Raw genomic sequence first — 26,559 nt, 5'->3', positions numbered from 1 at the left:
TTCCATGAAGCATGAAAAAAACGTGATTCTGATCGTTGACCCCTTCTCGACTGGGGCTCTCTACGCACCGCTGTTCAAGGCCAAAGGCTACCGCTGCCATGCTGTCCTTTCAGCGCCCACGGTTCCCGAGCGTTTCATCAAGGCATTCACGGGTGAAGGTTTCGAACAGGCCGAACTGATCGCCGCGACGGAGATCGTTGCGTTGATCGACCCGCGACAAGTTTGTGCGGTCGTGGCGGGCAGTGAGCTGGGCGTTCGGGTGGCCGACCAACTGGCGCAGCACTTCGGCGTTTCCGGTAATCCCCCGGAAACGTCGGCCTGGCGGCAAGACAAAAATGCCATGCAGCACGCCATTGCTAATGCCGGCTTACGGCATATCCCCAGCGTCGAGGTCAGCTCGCCGGAGGATGCACAAGCCGCATTGAAACAGTTTCCTGAGCAGGGCGAGTTCGTGCTCAAACCGGTCAATTCGTTTATGACGGATGGCGTGGAACTGGTCCAAGGACGAAGTGGCCTCGAACAGGCACTGGCGAGTCTGGACTGGCTTGGTAGCAACGCTTTGGGGGAGCCCAAGGGTCGCTATCTGATTCAGGAGTTTGTATCCGGTCCTGAATATGTGGTCGATATGGTGGTGTCAGCTCAGGGTATCCACGTGTCGAGCCTGTGCCGCTACCGTAAGGCTGAGCACAACGGTTCGCGTTTCGTGTACGAAGGCCTTGAGGTACTGGACCCCACCGACGCAGGGTCCAGTGCGTTGGTGACCTACGCCAAGGCTTGTGCCTCGGCCTTGGGTGTACGCTTCGGACCCCTGCACATGGAGTTGATCGACAGCCCGGCAGGGCCGGTCATGATCGAGGCCGGTGCACGGCTGCACGGTGGCGTGGCACCTAGCCTTTTCAAACAGTGCTACGAACCGGACCTGCTGTCGGTGGCGATTTCCACGTATATCCATGAGCCGGTTGCATACCCCGCCACCAGCCGCCTGCGGCAACAGGGCCGGATCGTATTCCTGATCACCCAGCGAGAGGGCGCCCGCTTGGAAGTCAGCGAGCAAGCGCTGCAACAACTGCACACCGTTGGGGCTTTCCAGGGTTTCAAACGTTTCATGGACGCGGACCAGCGGCTGCCACTGACCCGAGACCTGGCCACCTGCCCTGGCATCGTCTGGCTGGCCGCAAGCGAACTGGCCGAGCTCGACCGGGCCGAAGCTCGCGTGCGACAAATTCTGGAGTCGTGCTTCCATGATTGAATCGGCATTGAATATCCAACAGGCCCGAGCGGTGTGCGGTGTTGCTCGTATCACTTGGGCATCACCACCAGGTCGCTGAATCCTTCAGCGACGACCTGCTGAGCCTTGCGATACAGCTTATTAGAGCCACTTGCCCACAGTTACGCGTTTGGACGGTGCCGGTTACTGCTCCGGCCAATGTCGCAACACCGGCATAATGGTCACGCTTTTCACCAGTCCGGTAGCCAGAGCGCTTTCCTTGAACTCAATCATGTTGCTGATGTGGGTATGGTCGTAGCGCACGAGCAAATCGACGTCGCCGAACAGTGAGAATGCTTCGATTACTCCAGGCTTGTCTTTGATGTAGTCCCACACCTGAGCGCACAGATTTGGACGGGTGTGGGTGAACTGCATGAACGCGGTGTGACAAGGTGCTTCATTCGTTGGCGCGGCGAGGCGCGTGGTATACCCAAGAATGGGCCCCTGTGCTTCCATCCGGGCGACCCGCGCTTCGACGGCAGTCCGAGACTTGTGCACTCGGCGAGCGATGTCCGAAATACTGGTGCGTGCGTCCGCAGTGAGGATTTCGAGGATCTTTAAGTCGGTGCTGTCGAGGTCTGGCATCATGCTCACTTATGTTTCCGTGTGGTTTCGCTCTTCATAAGAATCCCGCCGTCCGTCCTGGAACTATGTCCCTACCCGCGGTGCGAACATCCCTATTTGACCAAGGCCAGCCTGGTTATAAAGCATGTATCAAGATGCATAGCTAATTGGTTTTAAGCGAAATGTCTTGTGTCACCTTGGACAACGCAATGGCTTTATAGCTGGACGCGTACAGGATGAAAAGTACCGAATTGGGCATCATCATGTGGATAGGCAAAGGCCTCCCCGCCGAGCAGCCCAATCACCCCTCCACCTCACCTCCTAACCGACTCCGCCGCACCGCCATAATCTGAGGAAGCTTCTCCTCAATCCAATTCACCATCACCTCAAGATGCTCCGCCGCCTCCAGACCCAACGGCGTCAAGCGGTATTCCACATGCGGCGGCACAACCGGCAGCGACTTGCGGTTGATCAACCCATCCGCTTCAAGCTCCTGCAACGTCTGCGACAGCATTTTCTCACTGACCCCGCCGATCTTGCGGCGCAGCTCGCTGAAGCGATGCATTCCGTCCAGCAGCATGACCAGCACCAGCACGCCCCAGCGGCTAGTCATGTGCTTGAGGACTTCACGAGAAGGGCAGTCGGCGCTCAGTACATCGCCGCGTCGAACAGCGGCGCTGAACGACTCGGAATTTCCGGTGGCTGTGTCCACGATACTTACCTTTATGTACGTACTTACAAAAAGTTACCTTGGTCCCTAGGATGGCTTTTCGTCCTTTCCCCATCAAGGTATTTGTCATGATCGCCATCACCGGAGCCTCCGGCCAACTGGGCCGTCTCGTTATCCAGTCCCTGCTTGAACGTGTGCCCGCCGAGCAAATCGTCGCCCTGGTCCGAGACCCCGGCAAAGTCCAGGACCTGGCCGCACAGGGTGTGGTGGTACGCACCGCCGACTACAACCAACCGGCCACCTTGACCGCCGCGCTCAACGGCGTCGATAAATTGCTGTTGATCTCCTCCAATGAACTGGGCAGCCGCGCCGCCCAACACCGCGCCGTGATCGATGCCGCCAAGGCCGCGGGTGTCACGCTGCTGGCCTACACCAGCGTCCTGCACGCCGACACCTCCACCCTGGGCTTGGCCGCTGAACACCGCGATACCGAAGCCGCCTTGAAAGCCTCGGGCGTGCCCCACGTATTGCTGCGCAACGGCTGGTACACCGAAAACTACCTGGCGAACGTACCGAGCGCCGTGGAACATGGCGTCCTGCTCGGCAGCGCTGGCGAGGGCCGCATCAGCTCGGCGCCCCGTGCCGACTACGCCCAAGCCGCAGCGGTGGTACTGACCACTGAAGGGCAGGCGGGAAAAGTCTATGAACTGGCGGGGAACAGCAGCTACACCTTGACCGAACTGGCTGCGTTGATCAGCGAGAAAACCGGTAAGCCGGTGGTTTATCAGAATTTGCCGCAGGCTGAGTTTGAGGGGGTGTTGATCAGTGTCGGGTTGCCGGCGGGGTTGGCGGCGTTGCTGGCGGATTCTGATGCGGCGGCGGCGAAAGGGGCGTTGTTTGATGAGAGTGGGGTGCTGGGGCGGTTGATTGGGCGGGGGACTACGCCGGTTGGGGAGTCTTTGGGTTAAGCGGCCAAACCAAGGCCAGGACAATGGACACGCGTGCCGACCGACATCAACCGGCACGCAGTGCTGACGGCGCTATCCCCTTATTCCTGCAGATCTGTGCAAGACATCGCCTCAGCGCTTAGGTTGAATAGAACGTAAGTACGTTCTCATGTATTGCGGCGTCTTGAGTTATCAGTAAGAGGCTACAGCCGCCAAGCAGAGCATGTACTGGTTGTAAATCTTCAATTTGTGACCAGAACTCGTCGACCTTATCGCTCTCTCCGAACGGTTGAAATGCGATAGCGCTGCTAAATTTGGAGAGCCTTACCTGATCAGGTAAGCGCTCAAAAACATACCACTCATCAAAGCCCGGTGTGGGCAGCTGAGCGATATCCGTAATGATCGGGCTGATCGCCAAGTCACCTATACGTTGCCATCCGCTAGCAATCTCAGCAGCGCTAAGGTTATAGGGCTCGCTATCCGACGCAGCAATTGCCACATAACGGCCACGTACGAGCTGAGGAAGCTGGCGAATGAGGTCGCCCAGGTTAACGTCGTATCCATCGTTCCAGTCAAGAGTGCTATAGCCGGCGTGCGTCCCGGTATGCAGTGCGGTTGCCATACATCTTCCTTTGAGGATCAGCGATGGACAAAAAGGGGATTTATTTTCTGAAAATAAATCTGTTCCCCTATTCCTAGTAAAAGTCGTAATAAAGCGCCCAGTCCCCAGTTTCGTTGTGCTTCCAGAACATCAGGCTCCCACTGTCGACCACATTCAGATTGATCTTCGCGTCCGATGAGATCTGGAACACAAACTCGAACCCTTCACCCGGATTAACACCCGACTGGCAAAACGAAGGGTAACCGCCGATTTTGTGTTCGTAGGTGTGGGTGATCAAGTCGTAATAGCTCTGTATCTCGCCCGCGCGTTCCAACCTGAGGATTGCTTGCTCAAGGTCCTCCGGGACACCACCGCCATCCCACAGTGGAAAGTCCTCCGGCACCGCTTGCGCTGTCAGTGGGAAGGGTTTGAGGAATGTACCTGCCACCGGCAAAGACTTGCGCACCAACACATCATCCGGCCCATATTCGCGGATGACCCAATTATTCCCCATGGGCTCAAAGTGCTCGGGGAACGGGTTTGAGATGAACACCGTCAATATACGAACTCCCGCCAGCAGCGGGCTGTGGATGGGCAGGGCAGGCAGGTAAAACTGCGCATAGGGGAGCAACGGTTGCCCCGCCTGATTGGTGGGTACACTTTCATCAGGCCGGAACAGGAAGACGTTGCCCATCCAGCTTTCTTCGTCGGTGCCGGCAGGACGAAAGCCGCCGGCAATGAGCTTCACGGCGGGGCGGGCCAGGCGTTGCTTGATTTCCTGGATTTCCATGGCGATGTGAATCTCCTTTTTACTACAGGTATTAAGGCCGCAGATTGGCAGTGTTCGAAATGGATAGCAGCGCTTTTCTGCCCAGGCTAGGCTGCATTAGCGTCCTTTACGGATAAAGGGTGGGCCCTCCTCCACTCCCCGGGCCAATGACTTTCCCGAGGGCTCCTAGCGTACCTGAGTGTCATCGATACTGGCTCGGCCAGCGGTAAGGAAACGATAGCGTCCGAGGGCAAAGCTGCAAAGCCGGCGGATTCTGGTGCAGCTGTAGGCAAAGTCGTGATGGAGGTGCAGTGCTCAGGTCCTGGCTTGGCCCACAGAAGGTGGGGAAGCAGGAGCAAGCATTCATGCGAATGCTTTTGAAGGGGAAAGCTACGGAAAATAAATCTGTCCCCTTATTGCTCTAAGGCATGCGCTTGGATGCTGCGCATCCGGTGATGCACAGAAGTCTAGGCCCCAATCCTTGAATACAGTGTTTTGGTAATTTTTGGTCACTCCGCAGGCATCAAAATTCGCGCTTCAATGCCAATTTCTTGGAGGAGGAAAAGCAGCCCACCACCCTCGATGAGTTCGATGGGCTTGTCCTTCGCGAACTCAAACGCGTCGGGGCCGTAACCGCTTGTCGTGACCAAAATTCCCTTATTGGCCCCCTCATTCATCATGGTTCCATAAAGATCCCTGACTGCTGAAACGCCAACTGTGTGCTTGTAGCGCTTTGCTTGGATAACTACCTTTCCGCCTAATACAGGACGAGGATCGTAAGCAATGCAATCGACTCCTCCGTCTCGCGATGACCTGGTTAGCTTCGACTCTAATCCCATTTTTCCGAATAGATTTGCCACCAGCGCTTCAAACTCATAGGGGTTGAGATCCATTAAATTTGTTGCTGAACTGAGATTTGAGGCCAGATCCTGCTGATCCACAAAACGCTTGTCGACCATGTTGAATTCAATAATTGGTCTAACCGGTTGCGCTTCGCTTGGGGACCGTGAGACATGTGCACCGAGGTTTCGTAGACACGCAGCACGATCCACGCGCGTAAGATCGATCTCCATAAACGTTTCACGCGTGGTGCGCACAGACACTAGATGAGGTTGCACCCCCCGGCCAGTTGCGGGATCAATGGTGTTCACATAACCGTTGAAACAGCAGACCTCTATGAATTCTCCTTGGTCTGCCTCGAAAAGCTCATAAAGGCACCTGAGTGCAAGGCTTGCGATAAGGTCCGCATATAACGATTTGATCTCAGCTGGCTTGCGCTGTTTAGTGGAGACCTCGTCTTTCGATTTTATGTAACGATACTCGGCCACCTCAGGAATTATATCCGAGGTGGGCAACTCGTATTCCACTACAAGCTGTTTCGATTCAGGCAGGAACGCCAAAGAGAAATTTTGCGGGAACCCTTCTGGATAATCGGACTTCTCCAAGACCATGCTGCAATAAGCGACAATTGATTCGGAGTCTCCTTCATAGTACGAGTAGCGGAAGGCGTCGACTTCAGAGTCCCGGAGCGCTTTTTTCTCAAGGAACGCCGACACGCCACGTTCATAGGTCTCTCGCGCGCTCTTCAGCATTTGTAGACGCTGTGCTTCCTGGGCTTTATGCTCTTCCTCGCTTAATTGAAATCTTTCCTTAGCGGCTCTCAACTGATCGGCATGCCTTACTTTAAACTTCGGTATCAGTGAAAGATACCAAGGCAAGGGAGCAACTTTGGAGGTAAAGAGTTGCAGTGCTGGGCCCTCAATTGCGGTTGTTAAAGATTTTGCTGGTGCGAATGGCGGCGGATTGTCAGTGATACGAAGTGAGTCGAATGTGACAGTGTCATCAACCATCAGCGCTGACGATAAGATGGATTGTAATCCATCTATCCAGGACAGAATGGTTGCGTTACCGTCACGAACCTCTTGCTCACGAAACTCTATGTAGTTTTGTTTAGCGGCTCGCTCAGATTGTCGGTCATATCGTGCTTGGTCACGCTCGCGAACTGCCTGCGCTCTGAGCCGCTGACGTTCAGCGCGTTCAGAGGCACGCAGTGCAGCGCGACGTTCCGACTCGTTCAGCCGCTGCTGCTTGGCTGTCTCCCGAGCAATTGCTCGGATCACCTTTTCGAATCCGCTCCGATTGGCCATGCTTGTCTCCTTACTGATGGCGTGATGGTATCAAAAGAAGTGCAGCGGTGAACAAGAGCGCTTCGAACTTTGCTACCAGCGTGCGAGTTAAAGTGACCGCTTCTGGCCGCTACAGCCTTTCGCTAGATAAAGGACAGTATGGCAAGCGGGGTAAGATTGCTGCTGGACGAGCTTTTATTTGGAGGTCACTTGTTTGCATCTATGGATGAACGCACCAAAACCTGGCGCAGAGCGCCAGGTTTTTTGGGATGTTTGTTTACCGCCCCGGCTCCACGTTATCCAACACCCGATTCGCCAACAACGAACTCAGCTCAATCATCTGCTGAATCCCCAGCGCCAAATGACGCCTCGATCCATCCAGATCAAACGCCAGATCACTCACCATCGCATCGGCCGAAGCCAGCGTTTCACTGAGGTTAGCGAGCAAACATTCGTTATCGAGTCCCTTCACAACGCTGAAAACCTGCCCCGGTTTCGGTTCGTCTTTGGATTGATCCGGCTTCGGCAGCAAGTAGTGATCGAGCACGCGTTTGGTGGTTTCTTCTTGCTTCTTGGCTCTGGCTTTTGCGGATTGTGTGGTGGGGTCTGTTTCTGGTGGGTTTGGCGTTACTTTGAACATAGGTATGTCGTCCTCAATGAGGCCGCAACCATCCCGCTACTAAACGATAGGGTGGCGGCTGTGCGCAGGTTAGTAGACCGGTGACATACCTAAAACCGGCGCGCCCGAGGGCGCCATGCGCACAGCCACCATCAAGTGCAGGCGAACGCCTGACTGATGAGACTCATGCAACCGGGATGTCATCCGAGCTACTAAACCCGACCACTGATGGGCAGTGGCAGGAACGACAATAGAACCCAGGGACAAGGCGCACAAGCGGGCGGATTCTGGCGCAGTTGTAGGCAAAGGCGCAAGGATTCGTGGGTTGGTGGAGGTGTGTAGGTGGGGGCTGTAGGAACCGGGTTTATCGGCGATGCGGGGGACTTGGTTTGGTCTGGAACCGTGTCGATTTCATCGCGAGCAGGCTCGCTCCCACCGGGATTGGGGGCTGTTGCAGAGACTGTGTTCACCAGCATCCGGTGTGGGAGCAGGCTTGCTCGCGAACAGGGCGGCACATTCAATATTGATGCAAGCTGACCCGCCGCTTTCGCGAGCAAGCCCGCTCCCACAGAGAGATTGGGAGCTGAAGTCTCTCGCCCCTCGCCCTGAACCCGGCCATCGCGTTGTGCCATGTAGATCGCATTCAGCTTTTGGGGTGCTGCTGCGCAGCCCAGCGGGGATAAATCCCCTCGCCACAATGAGGTTCCCTACAACAATGAATTTTCTCACCACAAGGGATCGGCATGGCTTGGTTGAGCGGCATGCCCTGGGGGTGCTATTTGCGCTTGAGCATCTCCGGCAACTGCGCCACCAGTTTCTGGTTGTTCAGCGGCGCACGGATAAAGCCGCGTTGGCTGCCGTCCGGGCCGATGACGGCGAGGTTGCCGCTGTGATCCACCGTGTAGTTGGGCTTGCTGGTGTCCGCCGGGATGAAGGGAATGCTCACGGCGTTGGCGAGTTTTTGCAGGTCTTCGATGGAGGAAGGGGTCAGGCCTTTGAATTGGGGATCGAAGTAGCCCAGGTACTGCTTGAGTTGTTTGGGCGTGTCGCGGTTCGGGTCGACGCTGACCAGGACGATTTGCAGGTTGTTCACCGCCTCGGGCGGCAACTCGCTTTTGATCTGGCGCAGTTGGGCGAGGGTGGTGGGGCAGATGTCCGGGCAGAAGGTGTAGCCGAAGAACAGCAGGCTCCATTTGTCTTTCAACGCGTTCACGGCCACGGGCTGGCCGTCCTGGTCGGTCATTTTCACGTTCGGCAGGGTGCGGCTTTGCGGCAGCAGGATGATGCCGGCGTCGATCAGGGCCGTTTGGTCGCCCTGGCCTTTGCCGGTCAGCACCTTGTTGATGGTCAGGCCGAGGATCAGCGCGATCACGGCCACGAGGATGAAGACGGTTTTCTGGGTTCGGGTCATAGGCTCAACAATAGGTAGTGATCGACAAGCAGGGCGATGAACAGCAGGAACAAGTAGTAGATAGAGTACTTGAAGGTGTTGATCGCCGCGTGCGGCCGACTGCCACGGTACAACACCACGGCCCATTGCAGGAACCGGGCGCCGAGTACCAGGGCGCAAATCAGGTAGAGCAAGCCGCTCATCTGGATCACGAAGGGCATCAGGCTCACCGCCAGCAGCACCAGGGTGTAGAGCAGGATATGGATTTTGGTGTAGTGCTCGCCGTGGGTCACCGGCAGCATCGGGATGTCGGCCTTGGCGTATTCCTCTTTGCGGTGGATCGCCAGGGCCCAGAAGTGCGGCGGGGTCCAGGCGAAGATGATCAGCACCAGCAACAGCGGTTCGGCGCTGACGTGGCCGGTGGCGGCGACCCAACCCAGCAGCGGCGGGGCGGCGCCGGCGAGGCCGCCGATGACGATGTTTTGCGGCGTGGCCCGCTTGAGGAAGCCGGTGTAGACCACCGCGTAACCGAGCAAGGATGCCAGGGTCAGCCAGGCGGTCAGCGGGTTGGTGAAGGCCAATAGCAGCGCTTGCCCGGCCACGGCCAACGCCAGGGCGAAGGTCAAGGCGGCGGCGGGGGAGACGCGGCCTTCGGCCAGGGGGCGTTTATGGGTGCGGGCCATCACTGCGTCGATGCGCCGGTCCACCACATGGTTAACCGCCGCCGCGCCGCCGGCACACAAGGCGATGCCCAGGTTGCCGAACACCAGCACCGTCCACGGTACGCCGGCGCGGGTGGCGAGGAACATGCCCACCAGGGAGGTGATCAGCATCAGCACCACGACCTTGGGTTTGGTCAGCTCCAGGTAATCGCGCCAGATCGCCTGGCTGTGGCGTTCACCGGTCAAGGTTGCCATGGCATCTCTCCTTTTATCGTGATGGGGGCGACGCCGTGTTTATGCGGGTTGAACCGCCAGCGCAGCGGGACCTGATGCTTGACCCGGACCAGGCTGGTGCGGGCGTGATAGTTGACCAGCACCAGAGTCAGCAGCAGCGCGGCGCCCCCAGCGTTGTGGGCGACGGCGACCGGCAGCGGCAGGTGGAACAGCACGTTGCTGATGCCCAGGGTGATTTGCGCGGCCAGAGCAATCAGCACCAGCCCTGCCAAGCGGGTCATGCCCACTCTTTTCAACTGCCAGGCCAGCCCGAGCAACACCAGCGTCACCAGCAACGCGCCGATGCGGTGGGTCAGGTGGATGGCGGTGCGGGCGTCGCTATCGAGTTGCCCGCCCAGGTAGTTCGGGCCGATGTGCTGGGTCAGGTGAAAGCCGTTGGCAAAGTCCGCCGGTGGCAGCCATTGGCCGTGGCAGGTGGGGAAATCGATGCAGGCCACGGCGGCGTAGTTGGAGCTGACCCAACCGCCGAGGGCGATCTGGCCGATCACCAGCAGCAGCCCGGCGGTGGCCCAGTGTTGCAGGCGCTTGGGCACGGTCAGCGCCGGCAGTACGCCGGACAATCTCAAGGTGAGCAGGAACAGCAGGCTCAAGGTGGCGAACCCACCCAGCAGATGTCCGGTGACGACTTGCGGCCAGAGCTTGAGCGTCACCGTCCACATGCCGAACGCCGCCTGGGCGAACACCACCGCCAGCAGAAACAGTGGCAGCTTCAGCGGCTGGCCCGGGCGATGGCGGTTCATCCAGGACCGTGCCGCCAACGCTACGATCATCAAGCCCAGCGCGCCGGCGAAATAACGATGGACCATCTCGTTCCAGCCCTTGTGGGCTTCCACTGGGGTGTCGGGGAAATGCAGCTCGGCATGGGCCAGTTGGGCTTCGCTCTTGGGCACGCTGATGAACCCGTAGCAACCGGGCCAGTCCGGGCAACCGAGGCCGGCGTGGGTCAGTCGGGTGTAGGCGCCCAGCAATACGACGATCAGTGCCAGCAATGTGGCAAACAGCGCGAGGCGAAATCCTGGTTTGGCCATGTCGATGCCCTCATCCGATGTTCGACAGTTTCAGCAAGTGGCGCAGGTCGTTGAGCAGGTCTTTGCCTTTGACGCGGGCGTCGTAGCGCAGCACCAGGTTACTGTGGGGGTCGATGATCCACAGCTGGGCGCCGCCGGAGCCCTGAGCGCCTTTTTCATAGGCGGGCAGGTCCAGTGGGTAGCGTTGCAGTTGCGGGTATTCGCGTTGCAGTTGGGCGTCGTACTCGGCATCCAGCGGCTGGGCGATGGCCAGGGCGTGGCTGGCGCGGGAGGCATCGCGACCGAGGCCGATCTGCACTTGGCGGGCAAGATAGACCAGTTGCCGGCAGTCTACGGAACAGTCCTTGGGCGCCGTGACGAGGAGCTGCCAGCGCTTTTCATCGGCCTGCACGCCGATCTCGGCGCGGGTCTGGCCGGTGCCGATCAGTTCGCCGTGGTAGCTGCGGCTGTCGGGCACCCAGAACTGGAATTTATACATGCCGGTGGCGAGGATCATCGGGCCGACGACCCCGAACACAATCAGCAGCAATTGCAGGCGTCCCTTGCGGCGGCTGTGGGCCGAGGGTGCCTCAGACGTGTTGGTTGGATTCATGGCGCTTCCCATGGTGTCTCCCTGCGTTATGCCATCCGAGATAAAGAAAAAGGCCGAACAGTGCCGTCGCCATGGCGAACCACTGCACGGCATAACCGAGGTGTTTTTCCGGGCCCATGCTCACCACCGGCCAGTCGGTGCGGTAGGCACCGGGGCCGCTTTGCTGGCGCAGTTCATAGGCGAAACCGCTGCGGCCCAGTTCGGCCCAGAGCTTTTCCGGTTCGATGGCCGTGACCAGGCGTGGCCAGGGCGCGTTGGTCGGGTCGGCGTGCAGCTGGAAGGTGGCGCCCGGCGCGACGTAGACCCAGGCCTGCAGGCTGACGGGGCGTTCGGGGGTGTCGAAGACCGGCGGGGTGCGGCGATCGGGCCACGGCAGCCAGCCGCGATTAACCAGCAGCCACAGGCCACTGGCGTGATCGAGGAACGGCTGGAGCAGTTCGACGCCGACCTTGCCGTCGTGCTGGCGGTTGTCCAACAGGATGCTGTGCTCGGCGTCGAACTGGCCGTTGAGCTGCACCGGACGAAACGCCGGGTCGGCGGTGTGCTGCAGCTCGGTGCTGTCCAGCGGCGGCGCTACGCGGCGCTCGGCATAGTTCTCCATGAGCATGCGTTTCTGTTCGCCCCGGCCCAGTTGCCAGAACCCCAGGCACACCATCACCGGCACTAGCACGGCCACCACCAAAGACGGCACGATGCCCGGCCGGAAGCCCTTCATGGCGCCGTCCGAAAGCGGTTCAACGGGATAGCTATACTCACGTGCATCGCGTCCCCCCGGAGTGTTCCTGATGCTCAAAGCAGCCATCGTCCTGATGCTGATTGCCACGATTGCCAGCCTGTTCAGTGGCCTGTTTTTTCTGGTCAAGGACGAAAGCGATTCCAATCGCCTGGTCATCGCCCTGGCGGTGCGGGTCAGCCTGGCCGCTGTCACCGTCGGCTTGATCGCCTGGGGTTTCTTCAGCGGCCAGTTGGTGTCTCACGTGCCTTGGTGACGGCTGTTTCAGAGCACGTAAACAAAGATGAACAAGCCGATCCACACCACATCGACGAAGTGCCAGTACCAGCTCGCGGCCTCGAAGCCGAACTGGTGCTCGTTGTCGAAGTGCCCGCGCATGATGCGCATCAGCATCACGAACAGGATGATCGTGCCGATGGTCACGTGGGCCCCATGAAAACCGGTGAGCATGAAGAACGTCGCACCGTAGATCCCCGAACCCAACGTCAGGCCCAGCTCTTTATAGGCGTGGATGTATTCCTCGGCCTGGAAGCCCAGGAACGCGCACCCCAGTAGCACGGTGATCGCCAGCCAGAGTTTCAACGCGCCGCGATGGCCTTTCTTCAGGGCATGGTGGGCGATGGTCACGGTGACGCTGGAGCTGACCAGCAACACGGTGTTGAGCAGCGGCAGGCCCCAGGGGCTGATCACGTCCTTGGGCGGCGGGAAGAGTTTCGGATCGGGGTTGTTCAGCAGCGGCCAGACGTATTCGAAGTTCGGCCAGAGCATCTCCGACAGGCCCTTGCTGCCTTCGCCGGCCAGGCCCGGCGCCGACACCATGCGCACATAGAACAGGGCGCCGAAGAATGCGATGAAGAACATCACTTCGGAAAAGATGAACCAGCTCATGCCCCAGCGGAACGAGCGGTCGAGCTGCGCGCTGTACAGGCCAGCGCGGCTTTCCTTGATGACCGCGCCGAACCAACCGAAGAGCATGTAGGCGAGCAACAGGCCACCGACGAAAAAGATCAGCGGGCCGTGGGAGTCCGGGCGCGCGGCTTTCAGGTCGTTGAACCAGGTCGCCAGGCCATACACCGTGACGAACATCCCGACCGTGGCGATGATCGGCCACTTGCTCTGGGCCGGAACGTAATAGTGCTCATGAGTTGCCATTTATTGTTCTCCTTATCGGGCACGCTATCGTTCAGTGTTTTGAGCCACCGGTGGATGACGAGCGGTGATATCGAACAGCGTGTAGGACAGCGTCAGGTGCTTCACTTCCTTGGGCATGTCCCGGTCAACGATGAAGCGCATAGGCATTTCGATGCGTTCGCCGGGTTGCAGCACTTGCTGGGTAAAACAAAAGCATTCGGTCTTGTGGAAATAGGCCGCCGCGTTGCTCGGTGAAATGCTCGGCACAGCCTGGGCGCTCATCGGCCGGTCGGTGGGGTTGTGGGCCACGAAGACCATTTCGTTCACCGCCCCGGGCTTGACCACCAGCTCATCGCCTCTGGGGTAGAAGTCCCAGACCATGTCCACGGCGTTGGTCGACAGGAACTGCACGCGCACCTGCCGCGACTCGTCGACGGTCTGCTCGCCTTCGTACTGTCCGCCGGTCTTGCCGTTGATGCCGAACGCCTTGCACATCACGTCGTAGATCGGCACCAGGGCAAACCCGAAGACGAACATCGCCACCACCACGATCATCAGGCGGGTGACGAGTTTCTTCATCGAAATTGAATCAGCCATGGACGCGGCTCCTTGCACCGAACCCTGTGGGAGCGGGCTTGCTCGCGAAGAACGATGACGCGGTGTTTCTGTTAGACCGCGTCGTCTGATTCGCGAGCAAGCCCGCTCCCACACGGGGCCTCTGAGTCATCTCATTTCACTTCCGGCGGCGTGGTAAACGTGTGATACGGCGCCGGTGACGGCACGCTCCACTCCAACCCTTCAGCCCCATCCCACGGTTTGGCCGGTGCTGGCTCGCCGCCGCGGATGGTCTTGATCACGATGAACAGGAAGAAGATCTGCGTGGTGCCGAACATGAACGCGCCGATGGACGAGACCATGTTGAAATCGGCGAACTGCAGGTTGTAGTCGGGAATCCGCCGTGGCATGCCCGCCAGCCCCACGAAGTGCATCGGGAAGAAGGCCAGGTTCATGCCCACGAAGGACAGCCAGAAGTGCAGCTTGCCGAGGGTTTCGTCATACATGTGGCCGGTCCATTTCGGCAGCCAGTAGTAGGCCGAGGCGAAGATCCCGAAGATCGCACCGGGCACCAGCACGTAGTGGAAGTGCGCGACCACGAAGTAGGTGTCCTGGTACTGGAAGTCCGCCGGTGCGATGGCGAGCATCAATCCAGAGAACCCACCGATGGTGAACAGGATCACGAACGCCACGGCAAACAGCATCGGTGTCTCGAAGGTCAGCGAGCCTTGCCACATGGTGCTGGCCCAGTTGAACACTTTCACCCCGGTGGGCACGGCGATCAGCAGGGTCGCGTACATGAAGAACAGCTCGCCCACCAGCGGAATGCCCACCACGAACATGTGGTGCGCCCAGACGATGAACGACAGGAACGCGATGGCCGCCGTGGCGTAGACCATCGAGGTGTAGCCGAACAGCGGCTTGCGCGAGAACGCCGGAATGATCGAGCTGACGGCGCCGAAGGCCGGCAGGATCATGATGTACACCTCGGGGTGGCCGAAGAACCAGAACACGTGCTGGAACAGCACCGGGTCACCGCCACCGGCGGCACTGAAGAAGCTGGTGCCGAAGTGGATGTCCATCAGCATCATCGTCACGCACCCGGCCAGAACCGGCATCACCGCGATCAGCAGGAACGCGGTGATCAGCCAGGTCCAGACGAACAGTGGCATCTTCATCAGGGTCATGCCGGGGGCGCGCAGATTGAGGATGGTGGCGATCACGTTGATCGCGCCCATGATCGAACTGATGCCCATCAGGTGGATGGCGAAGATGAAGAACGTCACGCTTTCCGGCGCATAGGTGGTGGACAGCGGCGCATAGAAGGTCCAGCCGAAGTTCGGCCCGCCGCCAGGGGTGAACAGGGTCGACACCAGCATCAGGAACGCCGCCGGCAACAGCCAGAAGCTGAAGTTGTTCATGCGCGGCAGGGCCATGTCCGGCGCGCCGATCATCAGCGGGACCATCCAGTTGGCGAGGCCGACGAACGCCGGCATCACCGCGCCGAAGACCATCACCAGGCCATGCATGGTGGTCATCTGGTTGAAGAATTCCGGCTGCACGATCTGCAGGCCGGGCTGGAACAGCTCGGCGCGGATCACCATGGCGAACGAGCCGCCCAACAGGAACATGGAGAACGCAAACCACAGGTACAACGTGCCGATATCCTTGTGGTTGGTGGTCAGCACCCAGCGCATCAGGCCCTTGGCGGGGCCGTGGGCGTGGTCGGCGCCGGCATGACCGTGGTCATCGATCACAGCACTCATGTCCTGTCTCCTTCGAACGAATGGGCTGGACGGCGCGGGGCAACGAGCCCCGCCCGGTTGCGGGAACACACGTCAGGCCGGCTCATTGGCTTTGCGCCTGTTTGAGTTCCAGCACTTCTTTCGGTGTGACCATGTCGCCCTTGTTGTTGCCCCAGGCGTTGCGTTCATAGGTCACGACCGCCGCGATATCGACTTCCGATAGCTGTTTGCCGAAGGCCGCCATGGATGTGCCGGGCTTGCCGTGGAAGACGATGTTCAGGTGGTCAGCCTTGGGCCCGGTGGCGATCTTCGAGCCCTTGAGCGCCGGGAACATCGGCGGCAGGCCTTGGCCTTCGGCCTGGTGACAGGCCACGCAGGTGGTGTGGTAGACCTTGTCGCCGCGTTCCTTGAGTTCTTCGAGGGTCCATTCCTTGCTGGTCAGCTCCTTGAGCTGGGCAGCTTCGGCCTTGCGTTCGCCCAGCCATTTTTCATAGTCGGGCTTGCTCTTGACCTCGACCACGATGGGCATGAAGCCATGGTCCTTGCCGCACAGCTCGGCGCACTGGCCGCGATAGATGCCGGGCTTGTCGACCTTGGTCCAGGCCTCGTTGACGAAGCCAGGGATCGCATCGCGCTTGACCGCGAAGGCCGGCACCCACCAGGAGTGGATCACGTCGGCGGAGGTCACCAGAAAGCGCACCTTGGCGTCGACCGGCAGCACCAGCGGCTTGTCGACTTCCAGCAGGTAGTGCTCGCTCTTGGCGCTCTGGTTATGAATCTGATCGGTAGGCGTGGCCAGATTGCTGAAGAACTCGACGTCCTGGCCCAGGTATTTGTAGTGCCACTTCCACTGGTAACCGGTGATCTGGACGTCGATCTCCGATTCGCTGGAGTCGTACATCTTGATCAGCGTGGCAGTGGCGGGAATCGCCATGGCCACCAGGATCAGGAAGGGCACGATGGTCCAGAGGATTTCGACGCGGGTGTTTTCGTGGAAGTGGGCCGCATTCTGGCCCGTCGAGCGGCGGTGCATCATCATCGACCAGAACATGGCCCCGAAGACGATGATGCCGATCACCACACAGATCCAGAAGATGGTCATGTGCAGGTCGAATACTGCATTGCTGATCTGTGTCGCTCCAGGCGCCATATTCACAGTCCAGGCGGCTTGCGCCTGGCTGAAAATCGAACACAACAGGAGGCCCATCCATACATGTGGATGTCGCATCATTGCGGGTTCCCCTTATCGTTCTTGTTATCCCGTAGGCCTAACGCCTGCGGCAAGGGAGCGGCTACACCAGACTACGAACTCGAACCGCCGTGCCTTGCTGCCTTACATCGGGTTCATCAGCTAACTCCATTCCAACCCGAGTATAGACAGCGACTTCAACCTCGCAACGCGATGACGTAAATCACATGAAACAGACCGGGACTTGCGCTCAAGCCCGCGAATGGAGAAGGATGCAGCCTGAGTGATGGCAAACAGATATAACGCTCAGGCATCAAGGACGAAGGATTTATTACAAATAGGTCTTAGGCGTTTTTTTACGCCAGCTAAGTTATGTCTTCCCTATTTCATTGCCTTTCGTTTCCTGGAGTTTTCATGAACACCGCCGCATTGCGCGAGCAGATCCAAAAAGCCCAACAACACGAGGCCGAGACCGGCCAGTTGACCCGTCAGTTGCAAGCCCAGTTGCCGAACCTGCACCGAGCGATCCAATTGCCGGACGCCAATGCCAACGACGCCCTGACGCGCTTCGTCGCCGCCTACATCGATGAGGTGCCTGACTTGCTGGACGCGGCCAACGAGGTCGCCCGGGAGGCGGGCATCGAGTCGCAGATCAAGCCGGTATTGAAAATTGCCGAGCAGTATTTCCTACAGCCGCCCTCGATCATGGACGGCCATGTCGGGCTCGACAGCCTGTTGGACGAGGCCTACCTGGCGCACCGGTTCGTGGAAGAGGTCAACGACCTGTACATCAAGCATTTCGGCCAGCCGCTGATCCCCCTGGACATGACGGTCGCCAACCTGATTGCCCATCAATTGATCGGTGAGGAATTTGCCAACCAGCTCGATGAAGTGGTGCACCACGCCTTCGATGAAATGCTCAATGACGAGACGTTTGCATTGGAGTCGGTAGAAACCTACCGCGAGAAACTCAGCAGCCCGCAAACCGGCGAGGCCTGGAAGCGCTGGCCATGTATGTCCCGCCGCTTGGGTGTGGGCCTGGAGCTGGAACAGCCGGTGGCCTGAACCATCCCAGGTACACACAGAACCCAGTGGGAAATGACAGCAAACACCAAATACTGTGGGAACGGGCTTGCTCGCGAACGCGGTGTATCGGCTAACAGACATGTTGCCTGACACTCCGCCTTCGCGAGCAAGCCCGCTCCCACAGGATCGCGGACTATCCTGCTGTCGCGCCAACCCCAACATTCGTCCGCAACCGCCCTTCCAACCGGCGCTTGAGCCCGCGCGATTCGATCAGCAGCTTCGAGCCCTTGCTGGCATTGGCCCGGCTCCATTCTTCCAGCAGTTCCAGGCACGAATGGTCGATGTAGCTCAGGTTGTTGAGCGGTACATGCACCGTGACGCCTGGAGGGATGGTGTCCAGAACCTGGGTCAACGCCGGAACCTTGAGGAAGGTGGCCGCGCCTACCAGCCGCAGTTCCATTTCGCCTTCCTGGGGCAGGTCGACCAGGCTGATTTTCAAGCGCGAGGCTTTCCAGGCCAGTTTTGCCAGGGTCAGGCCGAAGCCGATCAGCACACCCGTCAGCAGGTCGGTGAAGATGATCGCCAGCGCCGTCGCGGCGTAGGTGAACATTGGCATCCGGCCATAACGGCCCAGGTTACGGAACGCCTTGATATCCACCAGTTTGAAACCGGTGTACACCAGCACGCCTGCCAGGCTCGCCACCGGAATACTTTGCAGCACGCTGGACAGCATCAGCACGAAGAGCAGCAGCCACAGGCCGTGGAAAATCGTCGACATGCGCGTGGTGGCGCCAGCCTGGACGTTGGCCGAGCTGCGTACGATCACGCCGGTCATCGGCAGTGAGCCGAGCAAGCCGCACAGCATGTTGCCGACACCTTGCGCGGACAGTTCCCGGTCGAAGTCGGCGCGCTCGCCGCTGTGCATACGATCCACGGCGGCCGCCGACAGCAGGGTTTCCGCGCTGGCGATGAAGGCCACAGCGAACGCCGCGATCAGCACGCTCGGGTCTGCCAGGTTCAGCAGGTCCGCCGGGCGCAGCCAGTCGATGGCTTCGGCGAGGTTGTCCGGCACTTCCACGCGCTTGACCTGCAAGGCCAATAACAGACTGGCAACGGTTGCCAGGCCCACGCCGAGCAAGGCGCCAGGAATGAAGCGCAGGCTGTGCGGACGAAACTTCTCCCACAACCACATCACTGCAATCGTCGACAAACCGAGCAAACCGGCCTGCCAGCCGAATGACGGCAACGCCTGGGACACTGCGCCAGGGAACGCCGCCAGGTTATCCAGTCCCGACGGCTTGGGCGCCGCATCGAGCATCACATGGACCTGGGACAGGACGATCAGCACGCCGATACCCGCCAGCATCCCGTACACCACCGCAGGCGCGGTGACCCGGAACCAGCAGCCCAGGCGAAAACGCCCGGCCAGCAATTGCAGAAAACCCGCCAGCAGCAGGATCGGCCCGAGCATCCCTACGCCATGCTGGCGCACCAGTTCGAAGACCAGCACCGCCAAGCCGGCGGCCGGCCCGCTGACTTGCAACTTGGAGCCGGCAAGAAAACCCACCACCAGGCCGCCAACGATACCGGTGATCAACCCTTTGGCAGGTGGCAGGCCGGACGCGATGGCAATGCCCATGCACAAGGGCAATGCCACCAGAAACACAACCACCGAAGCCAGCAGCTCCCGTGGCAGAACAGCTTTCAATTGAGCAGCACGCATGGCGACTCTCCCGAGATTCTTCAGGCATGGCAAGGCCAGGCCGCTCGAAAGCAGACTGGGCTTGTACCACGCAGATGTTTAGGAGCGGTTAGAAGCGCGCTTTGGGCGTCGCCACCGGAATCGGATGGCTGCCATCGAGCGGCAGGAAACAGTTCCGGTCCGCGTCAAAGGCTTTGATCTCGCTGGTCTCGATGTTGTACACCCAACCATGGATGAACAACTGGCCGCTGGCCATGCGAGAGGCCACCGAAGGGTGCGTTCGCAAGTGGTGCAGCTGCGCGATCACGTTCTCTTCGGTGAGGATGGGCATGGTCTGTTTTTCATCGCCGCACGGGCAATTGTCGTGAACCATGGTCTTGGCCACTTCGGCGTGGCGTAGCCAGGCCTTGACCGTGGGCATTTTTTCCAGGGTATCGGGGTTGAGCACTGCGCGCATGGCGCCGCAATCGGAGTGGCCGCAGACGATGATGTGCTGCACGCCGAGGGCCAGTACGGCGTATTCGATGGCGGTGGAAACACCACCGTTCATCTGTCCGTAGGGTGGAACGACGTTGCCCACGTTACGGGTCACGAACAGGTCGCCGGGTGAGCTGTGGGTAATCAGCTCGGGCACGATGCGCGAATCGGCGCAGGTGATGAACATTGCCCGGGGCTTCTGGGCAGTGGCGAGTTTCTTGAAGAGTTCTTCCTGCTGCGGAAAGATCTCGTGATGGAAATGCAAAAAGCCGTCAACAATATGCTGCAGCGCTGCATCGGCGGTTTCCGCCTCCGGTTGGGCTGAAGCCGACGCAGCCAACGGCTGTTTATCCTTGTCACTCATGATTCATCCTCATAACGCCAGTGGCTGGTTAAAAAACATCCAGGTCGAAGGGTTCGACCCGTCAGTCACTCGATGAACAAGGTAGCGACCGAAACTTAACTCAAACTGAATCGATGGCTCTAGAACAACGATTACAGGCATGGCCTAAAGTACAGGTGCGATCATTTCGGGCCCATGTCACAAGGTCAACTTTAATCAAATCAACGACATCTGTCGGCCCGGCGGACAAAAGGCGTCGCAATCGAGATCGTAACCGCCGCGTCGCTCGAGCCCGAGGCGCTTGAGGGCCTTGGTGAACCGCTGGGCCAGCAGGTCGGCGAACGGCCCTTCGCCGCGCATTCGCGTACCGAACCGGCTGTCATAGAGCTCGCCGCCTCGGCTCTGGCGAACCAGGCTCAGGACGTGGGCGGCGCGCTGCGGGTAGTGGGCCTGCAACCACTCCTCGAACAGCGGGGCGACCTCCAGCGGCAGCCGCAGCATGATATAGGAGGCGCTTTGCGCTCCCGCGGCATGGGCTTCGGTCAGCAGGCTTTCGATCTCACTGTCGTTGATCATCGGAATCATCGGCGAACACAACACCCCTACCGCAATACCCGCCTCGCGCATCACCCGGATCGCCCGTAGCCGCGCCTTGGGTGCCGCCGCGCGCGGTTCGAGAATGCGTTTGAGTTCATCGTCCAGGGTGGTCAGGCTGATCATGACCCTGACCAGGCGCTGCTGTGCCAATTCGGTCAGCAGATCCAGGTCGCGCAGAATCAGCGAGCCTTTGGTGACGATCGTCACCGGATGGCGATAGCGCAGCAGCACCTGAAGGATCTGTCGGGTAATTCCGTGTTCGCGTTCGATGGGCTGGTAGGGATCGGTATTGGCGCCCAGGGCAATCGGCGCGCATTGGTAGCCGCGCCTGGACAACTGTTCTTCCAGCACATCGGCGGCATTGGTCTTGGCGATCAGCTTCGTCTCGAAATCCAGCCCCGGCGACATGTCCCAATAGGCGTGGCTGGGTCGCGCGTAGCAGTAGATGCAACCGTGTTCGCAGCCCCGGTAGGGGTTGATCGAGCGGTCGAAACCGATGTCCGGCGAGGTGTTGCGGGTGATGATGGTTTTTGCCGTTTCGATGCGTACTTCGGTGCCTTGGGTCGGCGGTACTTCCTGATACCAGCCGTCGTCCTCGACCACCGAGCGACTTGGGGCAAAGCGGTTGTGCGGGTTGGCGGCCGTGCCGCGACCGCGAGGCGGAAGAGAGGCTGACATGGATATGCTCCGAATGCTGTATGGGTATACAGTATTCGCTATCTGTAATTCAGGCCAGTGCCATTCGGCAGTCTGGTTTGGCCGTTCACGGCGCTTTGACATCCCGCCGACGGGTTTTAACCGGATCGAGCCGACACTGGGCGACTCGAATTCCCCGCTATCACCTTCTGCCGGACTCGGATGCGCAATGCCTGTCCACGCCCGGCATCGAGCGGGTGCAATTGTCCTATCGCACCCACTATGCAAGGCTGGAGCAAGGAGGACGCATTGAACGAAATGATCGAAGGTGGTGGCTTTGGCGACAGCCATCACTTCGACGCGCACCTCACGTCTCCCGGGCAATGACCGCCGGTGTGGCTGAAAACGCTGCAATGGATTCGGCCAGTGGTCGCGAATCGCCCGGGCCGAAGACCGTTTCGCGCAGCGCCCGGCCGGTGGCCGTGTTGAACAATCCCTCGCGCTTGAATCTCTCAAATGCATTCAGGGCCAGTTCCTTCGACCAGATGTAGGCGTAGATCCGGGCTGCATAGCCGGTCACCATGTAGTCCAGCGCGTTGGGCCAGCGTTCGTAACCGGCCACGGGCAGGTGCCCGATCTGCGCGCTGACCTGATCGAACACTTGCTGAACCGTACGACCGTCGCTGTGGCTGCGGTGCAGTTCCATATCGAACAGAGCGTTGCGCAAGAGGGCGGCCGTTTCCCAACTGGCCTGGGTATTGACGAAGGTCAGCAGCTGGTCGGCCGTTTCGTCAGGCAGGGGCTTGCCGGTCTGGTAATGCCCGGACAGGCGAACCAGGCACTCTTTGGCAAAGCACCATTGCTCGAACAACACGCCGGCAAACTCGGACGTATCGCCGGACAACTCCATGATTCCCGACACGTCGCGATATTCCGCCCGGCTCAACAGGTGATGCAGGCAATGGCCAAACTCATGCATCAGCACGCGCAGTTGCAGATGATTGAGCAGGACGGGTTTCGCGTCGGCGCTGCGTGGCAGCCAGGCGTGCAGGGCGGCGATGGGGTGACGGGGCCGGCCTTCGGCGGTGATGTGGCGGTTTCGCAAGACGGTGGTGCTGGGGTAGCCGCCTGCGTTGGCGTCCTCGAAGGGATCGAAATAGAGGTAACCGATGGCTTCTCCCCGTTCCCGGACCTCGAAAAGCCGTACCTCCGGGTGCCAGGTCGCGACGTCCCGGCGTTCGATGAGGTCCACGGCGAACAGCTGTTTCGCCATCAGCAGCAGTTGGGAAAAGGTGGATTCCAGGGGGAACCAGGCGCTGGCTGCGTGCATTGAAAACCCCGCTGTGTGCTGGCGAAGTTTTTCCGTCAGGTAGGGGTAGTCCCAAGGACGAAGTTCATTGAAACCTTGTTGCCTGGCAAACGCCTTCAGCTGTTCCGTGTCCTGGATAAAAACGTCCTGGTGCTGTTGGAGCTGGTCCTGCAAAAAGGCGATGACCTGAGCGGTGGACTCGGCTTGATCCGGTTCGATGGCCATTTGAGCGAAGTCAGAGTAGCCCAGCAGGCTGGCGTAACGACGACGATCCTGCAGCAATTGCCAGAGTACGGGACCGTTGTCGAACTGGTGGGCATGGGGGCCTCGATCCGAGGCCCGGGTGCTGTAGGCGATGTAGATGTCTTCGCGCAGTTGGCGATTGTCGGCGTAGCTCGTCACGATGCCGAACGATTCGTCACTGAGCGTGAGCAACCACCCCGTACGCCCCGCTTCCCGTGCCTGGTTGGCCATCTGCTGTTTGTAGGGGGGCGGCAGACCACTCAACTGCCGCTCATCATCGAATGATTGGCTCCAGGCCTTGTTGGCTGCCTGCAGGTGCTCCAGGAAGAGTTGCCGAGCTCCTTGCATACGTCGCTTCAGTAGGTTCAGGTCTGTCTGGACCGCATCGGGTAACCCGTTCAAACCGTTTCGGCGGAAACGTTGCAGAATTTTTTCCAGGACACGTTTTCTCGCCGGTTCGAAATGCCGGGCGATCTGGCTGCCTGCCAACTGCTGGTAGAGCCGAAACAGATCGGGGTTGCGCGCCAACGACTGCTGGAAATCCTGCAATCGTTGGTGACAGTCCAGTGAGGCCTGGGTCCAGGCCTTTCCTGTCCGGGTCGAAGTCAGGCAGTCCAGTACATAATCGAAACGCTTCAGCCGGGCATGGATTTCGTCCATGGCCAGCACCAGATCATCCCAAGTAGGAAAGGGCTGTTGAGTCTTGATGATTGCCGCCACCTGATCGCTGCTTTCGGCAAGCATCCGTTCGAGCGCCGGCAGGAAATGTCTGGCCTGGATCTGCGAAAAGGGCGGCAGGTCATAAGCCTGCAAGAGCGGATTATCATCGTCGGGCATGGGATCGCTTCCTGTCTGGACTGGAGGGTCAGTCTGGGCAGGAAGGCGACAAGGCGGGCGGTATATAAATATCGCTTCCGGGCCGGACGGCCCGGAAGGTGATGCCGCCGATGTCAGTCGGGTTTTTTCTTCAACTTGGGATTGGGGAAGAACTGCACCGCCTGGACCTTGGCGTCCGGCACTTTGGGCGCGGAGGTATTGACCCGGGTGCCCAGCTCCTTGGGCACTGACAGGCCCTGTTCGTTGAGCGTGTCGGAGTAGCCGCAGGCCACGCACTCGCGATGCGGCACGCCGTCTTCATTCCACATCATCAACTTGTCCGGCTCGCTGCACGCCGGGCAGACCGCCCCGGCGATAAAGCGTTTCTTGGTGATCACAGGCCCCTCACTCATGCTGCCGCGTCCTCGCTCAGGCCGCTGTGGCGCAAGAGTGCGTCAATCGACGGCTCACGGCCACGGAAGTCGACGAACAGCACCATTGGCTCCTGGGAACCGCCACGGGCCAGGATCGCTTCGCGGAAGGCGCGGCCGGTGTCGGCATTGAGTACGCCATCTTCTTCGAACTTGGAGAACGCGTCGGCCGACAGCACTTCCGCCCATTTGTAGCTGTAGTAGCCCGCCGCGTAACCGCCGGCGAAGATGTGGGCGAAACTGTTGGGGAAGCGGTTGTAGGCGGGCGGACGCATTACCGAGACTTCGTCGCGCACACCTTCGAGCACTTGCGCCACGCTGCGACCGTCGCCGTGGGTGGCGTGCAGCTCGAAGTCGAACAGCGAGAACTCCAGCTGACGAACCATCATCAGGCCGGACTGGAAGTTTTTTGCCGCGAGCATCTTTTCCAGCAGGTCCTGGGGCAACGGTTCGCCGGTTTCGTAGTGACCGGAAATCAGCGCCAGGCCTTCCGGCTCCCAGCACCAGTTCTCCATGAACTGGCTTGGCAGCTCCACTGCGTCCCAGGCCACGCCGTTGATGCCGGAAACGCCGGCGTGTTCGACGCGGGTCAGCAGGTGATGCAGGCCATGGCCGAACTCGTGGAACAGGGTGGTGACTTCGTCGTGGGTCAGCAGCGCGGGTTTGCCGCTGTCAGCCGGGGTGAAGTTACAGACCAGGTTGGCGACCGGGCTTTGCAGCACGCCATCGAGGGTGCGTCGACGGTCACGGGCGCCATCCATCCAGGCACCGCCGCGCTTGTTGGCGCGGGCATACAGGTCAAAGAAGAAACGACCGACGTGCTGGCCGTTTTCCTTGATCTCGAACAGGCGCACGTCGGGATGCCAGCTATCGAATTCCTTCAGCTCGGCGATTTCGATGCCGTACAGGCGTTGCACGATAGCGAACAGGCCGCTCAGTACCTTGTCGATCGGGAAGTAGGCGCGCAGGGCTTCCTGGGCCACGCTGTAGCGTTGCTGGCGCAGTTTTTCGCCATAGAAACCGCTGTCCCAGCTCTGCAAGTCCGGGCAGCCCTGTTCGGCGGCAAATGCCTTCAACTGTTCCAGGTCCTGGGCGGCGAACGGTTTGCTGCGCTTGGCCAGATCCCGCAGGAAGCTCAGGACCTGATCGCTGGACTCGGCCATTTTGGTCGCCAGGCTCAGTTCGGCGAAGTTGGCGAAACCCAGCAGCCCGGCCAATTCCTGGCGCAGATCGAGGATCTGCTCCATCACCGGGCCGTTGTCGTTTTGGCCAGCGTTCGGGCCCTGATCAGACGCTCGGGTGCAGTAGGCGGCGTAGACTTCTTCACGCAGGGCGCGATCTTCGGCGTAGGTCATCACCGCGTAGTAGCTGGGGAATTCCAGGTTGATCAGCCAGCCGTCCAGCCCCTTGGCCTGGGCGGCCGCGGCCATTTGCGCCTTGGCTGAATCGGTGAGGCCGGCGAGGGCGGCTTCGTCAGTGACGTGCTTGGTCCAGGCCTGGGTGGCGTCCAGCAGTTGATTGGAGAAGCGGCTGCCCAGCTCGGACAACTTGCTCTGCACTTCGGCGTAGCGCTTCTGCTGGTCGGGCGGCAGGTCGATGCCCGACAGGCGGAAGTCCCGCAAGGAGTGCTCGAGGATGGTTTTCTGCGCCACGTCGAAACCGGCGGCTTCGGGGCTGTTGGCCAGGGCTTCGAAAGCCTGGAACAACTCACGGTTCTGGCCCAGCTCGGTGGAGTAGGCACTCAGCGCCGGCAGGCAGGCCTCGTAGGCCTCGCGCAGTTCCGGGCTGTTGCGCACGGCGTTCAGGTGGCTCACCGGGCTCCAGGCGGCGCCCAGGCGATCGTTGAGTTCGTCCATCGCCAGCACCAGGCCGGCCCAGGTAGGCTGGCTGCCCTGGGTCTTGAGGATTTCAGCGATGGCGGCGCGGTTGTCAGTCAGGATCTGTTCGATGGCCGGCTGCACGTGCTCGGCACGGATCGCCGAGAATGGCGGAAGGTCGTAGGGCTGCAAAAGAGGGTTGTTCACGCTCACGGTGGGCACCTTGGCTGGAAGAAACATTGGCCCATCTTAATTACAATCGACCTTCACCGCAGCTAGC

At 59.9% G+C, this 26,559-nt stretch carries 25 protein-coding genes; 4 read left to right on the top strand and 21 right to left on the bottom strand.

Translation table 11 applies throughout. The features are described from left to right. The first annotated feature begins 4 nt into the window (after nt 1-4). Nucleotides 5-1,249, top strand: a complete 1,245-nt coding sequence (locus LCU97_RS20030) for an ATP-grasp domain-containing protein (RefSeq protein WP_232777565.1) — start codon at nt 5-7, stop codon at nt 1,247-1,249. Nucleotides 1,250-1,411: 162 nt separating this feature from the next. On the opposite strand, the gene LCU97_RS20025 is transcribed toward LCU97_RS20030, so the two are convergent. Next, on the bottom strand, nt 1,412-1,855 hold the full coding sequence (locus LCU97_RS20025) for an Lrp/AsnC family transcriptional regulator (protein ID WP_053149498.1): 444 nt from the start codon (nt 1,853-1,855) through the stop codon (nt 1,412-1,414). A gap of 277 nt (nt 1,856-2,132) precedes the next feature. Continuing rightward, on the bottom strand, nt 2,133-2,543 hold the full coding sequence (locus LCU97_RS20020) for a winged helix-turn-helix transcriptional regulator (protein WP_232777564.1): 411 nt from the start codon (nt 2,541-2,543) through the stop codon (nt 2,133-2,135). 86 nt (nt 2,544-2,629) lie between these two features. Between LCU97_RS20020 and LCU97_RS20015 the strand changes: the two genes are divergently transcribed. After that, nucleotides 2,630-3,469, top strand: a complete 840-nt coding sequence (locus LCU97_RS20015) for an SDR family oxidoreductase (RefSeq protein ID WP_232777563.1) — start codon at nt 2,630-2,632, stop codon at nt 3,467-3,469. Between the two features lie 118 nt (nt 3,470-3,587). On the opposite strand, the gene LCU97_RS20010 is transcribed toward LCU97_RS20015, so the two are convergent. The 9 genes from LCU97_RS20010 to LCU97_RS19970 all read right to left on the bottom strand — a co-directional run bounded on the left by LCU97_RS20010 (nt 3,588) and on the right by LCU97_RS19970 (nt 12,244). Beyond that, nucleotides 3,588-4,070 carry a hypothetical protein gene (locus tag LCU97_RS20010; protein WP_232777562.1) on the bottom strand — a complete coding sequence of 161 codons (483 nt, stop codon included), beginning with the start codon at nt 4,068-4,070 and terminating at the stop codon, nt 3,588-3,590. A gap of 73 nt (nt 4,071-4,143) precedes the next feature. Beyond that, nucleotides 4,144-4,839: a DUF1963 domain-containing protein gene (locus LCU97_RS20005; protein ID WP_232777561.1), complete on the bottom strand. Its 696-nt coding sequence runs from the start codon at nt 4,837-4,839 to the stop codon at nt 4,144-4,146. Nucleotides 4,840-5,327: 488 nt separating this feature from the next. Next, nucleotides 5,328-6,965: a restriction endonuclease gene (locus LCU97_RS20000; protein ID WP_232777560.1), complete on the bottom strand. Its 1,638-nt coding sequence runs from the start codon at nt 6,963-6,965 to the stop codon at nt 5,328-5,330. Nucleotides 6,966-7,221: 256 nt separating this feature from the next. Further along, complete coding sequence (locus LCU97_RS19995; protein ID WP_232777559.1) at nt 7,222-7,584, bottom strand: DUF6124 family protein; 363 nt, start codon at nt 7,582-7,584, stop codon at nt 7,222-7,224. 754 nt (nt 7,585-8,338) lie between these two features. Continuing rightward, a complete protein-coding gene (locus tag LCU97_RS19990; protein ID WP_232777558.1) occupies nt 8,339-8,974 on the bottom strand; it encodes an SCO family protein in 636 nt (211 codons plus the stop codon). After that, nucleotides 8,971-9,870, bottom strand: a complete 900-nt coding sequence (gene cyoE, locus LCU97_RS19985) for a heme o synthase (protein WP_232777557.1) — start codon at nt 9,868-9,870, stop codon at nt 8,971-8,973. Before cyoE ends, LCU97_RS19990 begins: the two co-directional genes overlap by 4 nt. Then, nucleotides 9,858-10,937 carry a COX15/CtaA family protein gene (locus LCU97_RS19980; RefSeq protein ID WP_232777556.1) on the bottom strand — a complete coding sequence of 360 codons (1,080 nt, stop codon included), beginning with the start codon at nt 10,935-10,937 and terminating at the stop codon, nt 9,858-9,860. Before LCU97_RS19980 ends, cyoE begins: the two co-directional genes overlap by 13 nt. Before the next feature lie 10 nt (nt 10,938-10,947). After that, nucleotides 10,948-11,541, bottom strand: a complete 594-nt coding sequence (locus LCU97_RS19975; protein ID WP_053149519.1) for a hypothetical protein — start codon at nt 11,539-11,541, stop codon at nt 10,948-10,950. Beyond that, entirely contained in the window at nt 11,507-12,244 is a 738-nt protein-coding gene (locus tag LCU97_RS19970) for an SURF1 family protein (protein ID WP_232777555.1), read from the bottom strand. Before LCU97_RS19970 ends, LCU97_RS19975 begins: the two co-directional genes overlap by 35 nt. A gap of 70 nt (nt 12,245-12,314) precedes the next feature. Here LCU97_RS19970 and LCU97_RS19965 point away from each other — a divergent pair, with 70 nt between their 5' ends. Beyond that, nucleotides 12,315-12,518 carry a twin transmembrane helix small protein gene (locus LCU97_RS19965; protein ID WP_232777554.1) on the top strand — a complete coding sequence of 68 codons (204 nt, stop codon included), beginning with the start codon at nt 12,315-12,317 and terminating at the stop codon, nt 12,516-12,518. An 8-nt stretch (nt 12,519-12,526) separates the two neighbouring features. Here the strand turns inward: LCU97_RS19965 and LCU97_RS19960 are convergent, their stop codons facing one another. From LCU97_RS19960 to coxB, 4 genes are all read right to left on the bottom strand, one after another. Continuing rightward, complete coding sequence (locus LCU97_RS19960) at nt 12,527-13,414, bottom strand: cytochrome c oxidase subunit 3 (protein WP_053149528.1); 888 nt, start codon at nt 13,412-13,414, stop codon at nt 12,527-12,529. A gap of 24 nt (nt 13,415-13,438) precedes the next feature. Then, the gene (locus LCU97_RS19955) at nt 13,439-13,990 is read right to left on the bottom strand and encodes a cytochrome c oxidase assembly protein (RefSeq protein ID WP_232777553.1); all 552 of its coding nucleotides are present in this window, start codon (nt 13,988-13,990) and stop codon (nt 13,439-13,441) included. A 131-nt stretch (nt 13,991-14,121) separates the two neighbouring features. Next, a complete protein-coding gene (gene ctaD / locus LCU97_RS19950) occupies nt 14,122-15,714 on the bottom strand; it encodes a cytochrome c oxidase subunit I (protein WP_053149536.1) in 1,593 nt (530 codons plus the stop codon). Nucleotides 15,715-15,796: 82 nt separating this feature from the next. Continuing rightward, nucleotides 15,797-16,924: a cytochrome c oxidase subunit II gene (coxB, locus tag LCU97_RS19945; RefSeq protein WP_053149539.1), complete on the bottom strand. Its 1,128-nt coding sequence runs from the start codon at nt 16,922-16,924 to the stop codon at nt 15,797-15,799. Between the two features lie 372 nt (nt 16,925-17,296). On the opposite strand from coxB, the gene LCU97_RS19940 reads away from it, so the two are divergent. After that, nucleotides 17,297-17,947, top strand: coding sequence for a hypothetical protein (locus tag LCU97_RS19940; RefSeq protein ID WP_053149542.1), 651 nt, complete (start codon nt 17,297-17,299; stop codon nt 17,945-17,947). A gap of 154 nt (nt 17,948-18,101) precedes the next feature. On the opposite strand, the gene LCU97_RS19935 is transcribed toward LCU97_RS19940, so the two are convergent. From LCU97_RS19935 to prlC, 6 genes are all read right to left on the bottom strand, one after another. Next, on the bottom strand, nt 18,102-19,631 hold the full coding sequence (locus LCU97_RS19935; RefSeq protein WP_053149544.1) for a SulP family inorganic anion transporter: 1,530 nt from the start codon (nt 19,629-19,631) through the stop codon (nt 18,102-18,104). An 88-nt stretch (nt 19,632-19,719) separates the two neighbouring features. Further along, nucleotides 19,720-20,451 carry a carbonic anhydrase gene (locus LCU97_RS19930; RefSeq protein WP_053149546.1) on the bottom strand — a complete coding sequence of 244 codons (732 nt, stop codon included), beginning with the start codon at nt 20,449-20,451 and terminating at the stop codon, nt 19,720-19,722. Between the two features lie 195 nt (nt 20,452-20,646). Continuing rightward, nucleotides 20,647-21,705 carry a PA0069 family radical SAM protein gene (locus LCU97_RS19925; RefSeq protein WP_053149548.1) on the bottom strand — a complete coding sequence of 353 codons (1,059 nt, stop codon included), beginning with the start codon at nt 21,703-21,705 and terminating at the stop codon, nt 20,647-20,649. Between the two features lie 325 nt (nt 21,706-22,030). Further along, entirely contained in the window at nt 22,031-24,052 is a 2,022-nt protein-coding gene (locus tag LCU97_RS19915; protein WP_232777552.1) for a M3 family metallopeptidase, read from the bottom strand. Nucleotides 24,053-24,165: 113 nt separating this feature from the next. Beyond that, the gene (locus tag LCU97_RS19910; RefSeq protein WP_053149554.1) at nt 24,166-24,444 is read right to left on the bottom strand and encodes a YheV family putative zinc ribbon protein; all 279 of its coding nucleotides are present in this window, start codon (nt 24,442-24,444) and stop codon (nt 24,166-24,168) included. Beyond that, nucleotides 24,441-26,519 (bottom strand): oligopeptidase A, encoded by a 2,079-nt coding sequence (gene prlC / locus LCU97_RS19905; protein ID WP_232777551.1) that lies wholly within the window; start codon nt 26,517-26,519, stop codon nt 24,441-24,443. The genes LCU97_RS19910 and prlC overlap by 4 nt, the downstream gene beginning before the upstream one ends. Nucleotides 26,520-26,559: the final 40 nt, after the last annotated feature.

Source organism: Pseudomonas uvaldensis (assembly GCF_021271205.1).
Lineage (GTDB): Bacteria > Pseudomonadota > Gammaproteobacteria > Pseudomonadales > Pseudomonadaceae > Aquipseudomonas > Aquipseudomonas uvaldensis.
Note: the sequence above shows the minus strand (reverse complement) of the source record. Positions and strands in the feature narration are given on the sequence as shown.

Coding starts and splice junctions, on each gene's coding strand:
- LCU97_RS20030 (WP_232777565.1), top strand. CDS start 5: ATGAAGCATGAAAAAAACGTGATTCTGATCGTTGACCCCTTCTCGACT.
- LCU97_RS20025 (WP_053149498.1), bottom strand. CDS start 1,855: ATGATGCCAGACCTCGACAGCACCGACTTAAAGATCCTCGAAATCCTC.
- LCU97_RS20015 (WP_232777563.1), top strand. CDS start 2,630: ATGATCGCCATCACCGGAGCCTCCGGCCAACTGGGCCGTCTCGTTATC.
- LCU97_RS20010 (WP_232777562.1), bottom strand. CDS start 4,070: ATGGCAACCGCACTGCATACCGGGACGCACGCCGGCTATAGCACTCTT.
- LCU97_RS20005 (WP_232777561.1), bottom strand. CDS start 4,839: ATGGAAATCCAGGAAATCAAGCAACGCCTGGCCCGCCCCGCCGTGAAG.
- LCU97_RS20000 (WP_232777560.1), bottom strand. CDS start 6,965: ATGGCCAATCGGAGCGGATTCGAAAAGGTGATCCGAGCAATTGCTCGG.
- LCU97_RS19995 (WP_232777559.1), bottom strand. CDS start 7,584: ATGTTCAAAGTAACGCCAAACCCACCAGAAACAGACCCCACCACACAA.
- LCU97_RS19990 (WP_232777558.1), bottom strand. CDS start 8,974: ATGACCCGAACCCAGAAAACCGTCTTCATCCTCGTGGCCGTGATCGCG.
- cyoE (WP_232777557.1), bottom strand. CDS start 9,870: ATGGCAACCTTGACCGGTGAACGCCACAGCCAGGCGATCTGGCGCGAT.
- LCU97_RS19980 (WP_232777556.1), bottom strand. CDS start 10,937: ATGGCCAAACCAGGATTTCGCCTCGCGCTGTTTGCCACATTGCTGGCA.
- LCU97_RS19975 (WP_053149519.1), bottom strand. CDS start 11,541: ATGGGAAGCGCCATGAATCCAACCAACACGTCTGAGGCACCCTCGGCC.
- LCU97_RS19970 (WP_232777555.1), bottom strand. CDS start 12,244: ATGAAGGGCTTCCGGCCGGGCATCGTGCCGTCTTTGGTGGTGGCCGTG.
- LCU97_RS19965 (WP_232777554.1), top strand. CDS start 12,315: ATGCTCAAAGCAGCCATCGTCCTGATGCTGATTGCCACGATTGCCAGC.
- LCU97_RS19960 (WP_053149528.1), bottom strand. CDS start 13,414: ATGGCAACTCATGAGCACTATTACGTTCCGGCCCAGAGCAAGTGGCCG.
- LCU97_RS19955 (WP_232777553.1), bottom strand. CDS start 13,990: ATGGCTGATTCAATTTCGATGAAGAAACTCGTCACCCGCCTGATGATC.
- ctaD (WP_053149536.1), bottom strand. CDS start 15,714: ATGAGTGCTGTGATCGATGACCACGGTCATGCCGGCGCCGACCACGCC.
- coxB (WP_053149539.1), bottom strand. CDS start 16,924: ATGATGCGACATCCACATGTATGGATGGGCCTCCTGTTGTGTTCGATT.
- LCU97_RS19940 (WP_053149542.1), top strand. CDS start 17,297: ATGAACACCGCCGCATTGCGCGAGCAGATCCAAAAAGCCCAACAACAC.
- LCU97_RS19935 (WP_053149544.1), bottom strand. CDS start 19,631: ATGCGTGCTGCTCAATTGAAAGCTGTTCTGCCACGGGAGCTGCTGGCT.
- LCU97_RS19930 (WP_053149546.1), bottom strand. CDS start 20,451: ATGAGTGACAAGGATAAACAGCCGTTGGCTGCGTCGGCTTCAGCCCAA.
- LCU97_RS19925 (WP_053149548.1), bottom strand. CDS start 21,705: ATGTCAGCCTCTCTTCCGCCTCGCGGTCGCGGCACGGCCGCCAACCCG.
- LCU97_RS19915 (WP_232777552.1), bottom strand. CDS start 24,052: ATGCCCGACGATGATAATCCGCTCTTGCAGGCTTATGACCTGCCGCCC.
- LCU97_RS19910 (WP_053149554.1), bottom strand. CDS start 24,444: ATGAGTGAGGGGCCTGTGATCACCAAGAAACGCTTTATCGCCGGGGCG.
- prlC (WP_232777551.1), bottom strand. CDS start 26,519: ATGTTTCTTCCAGCCAAGGTGCCCACCGTGAGCGTGAACAACCCTCTT.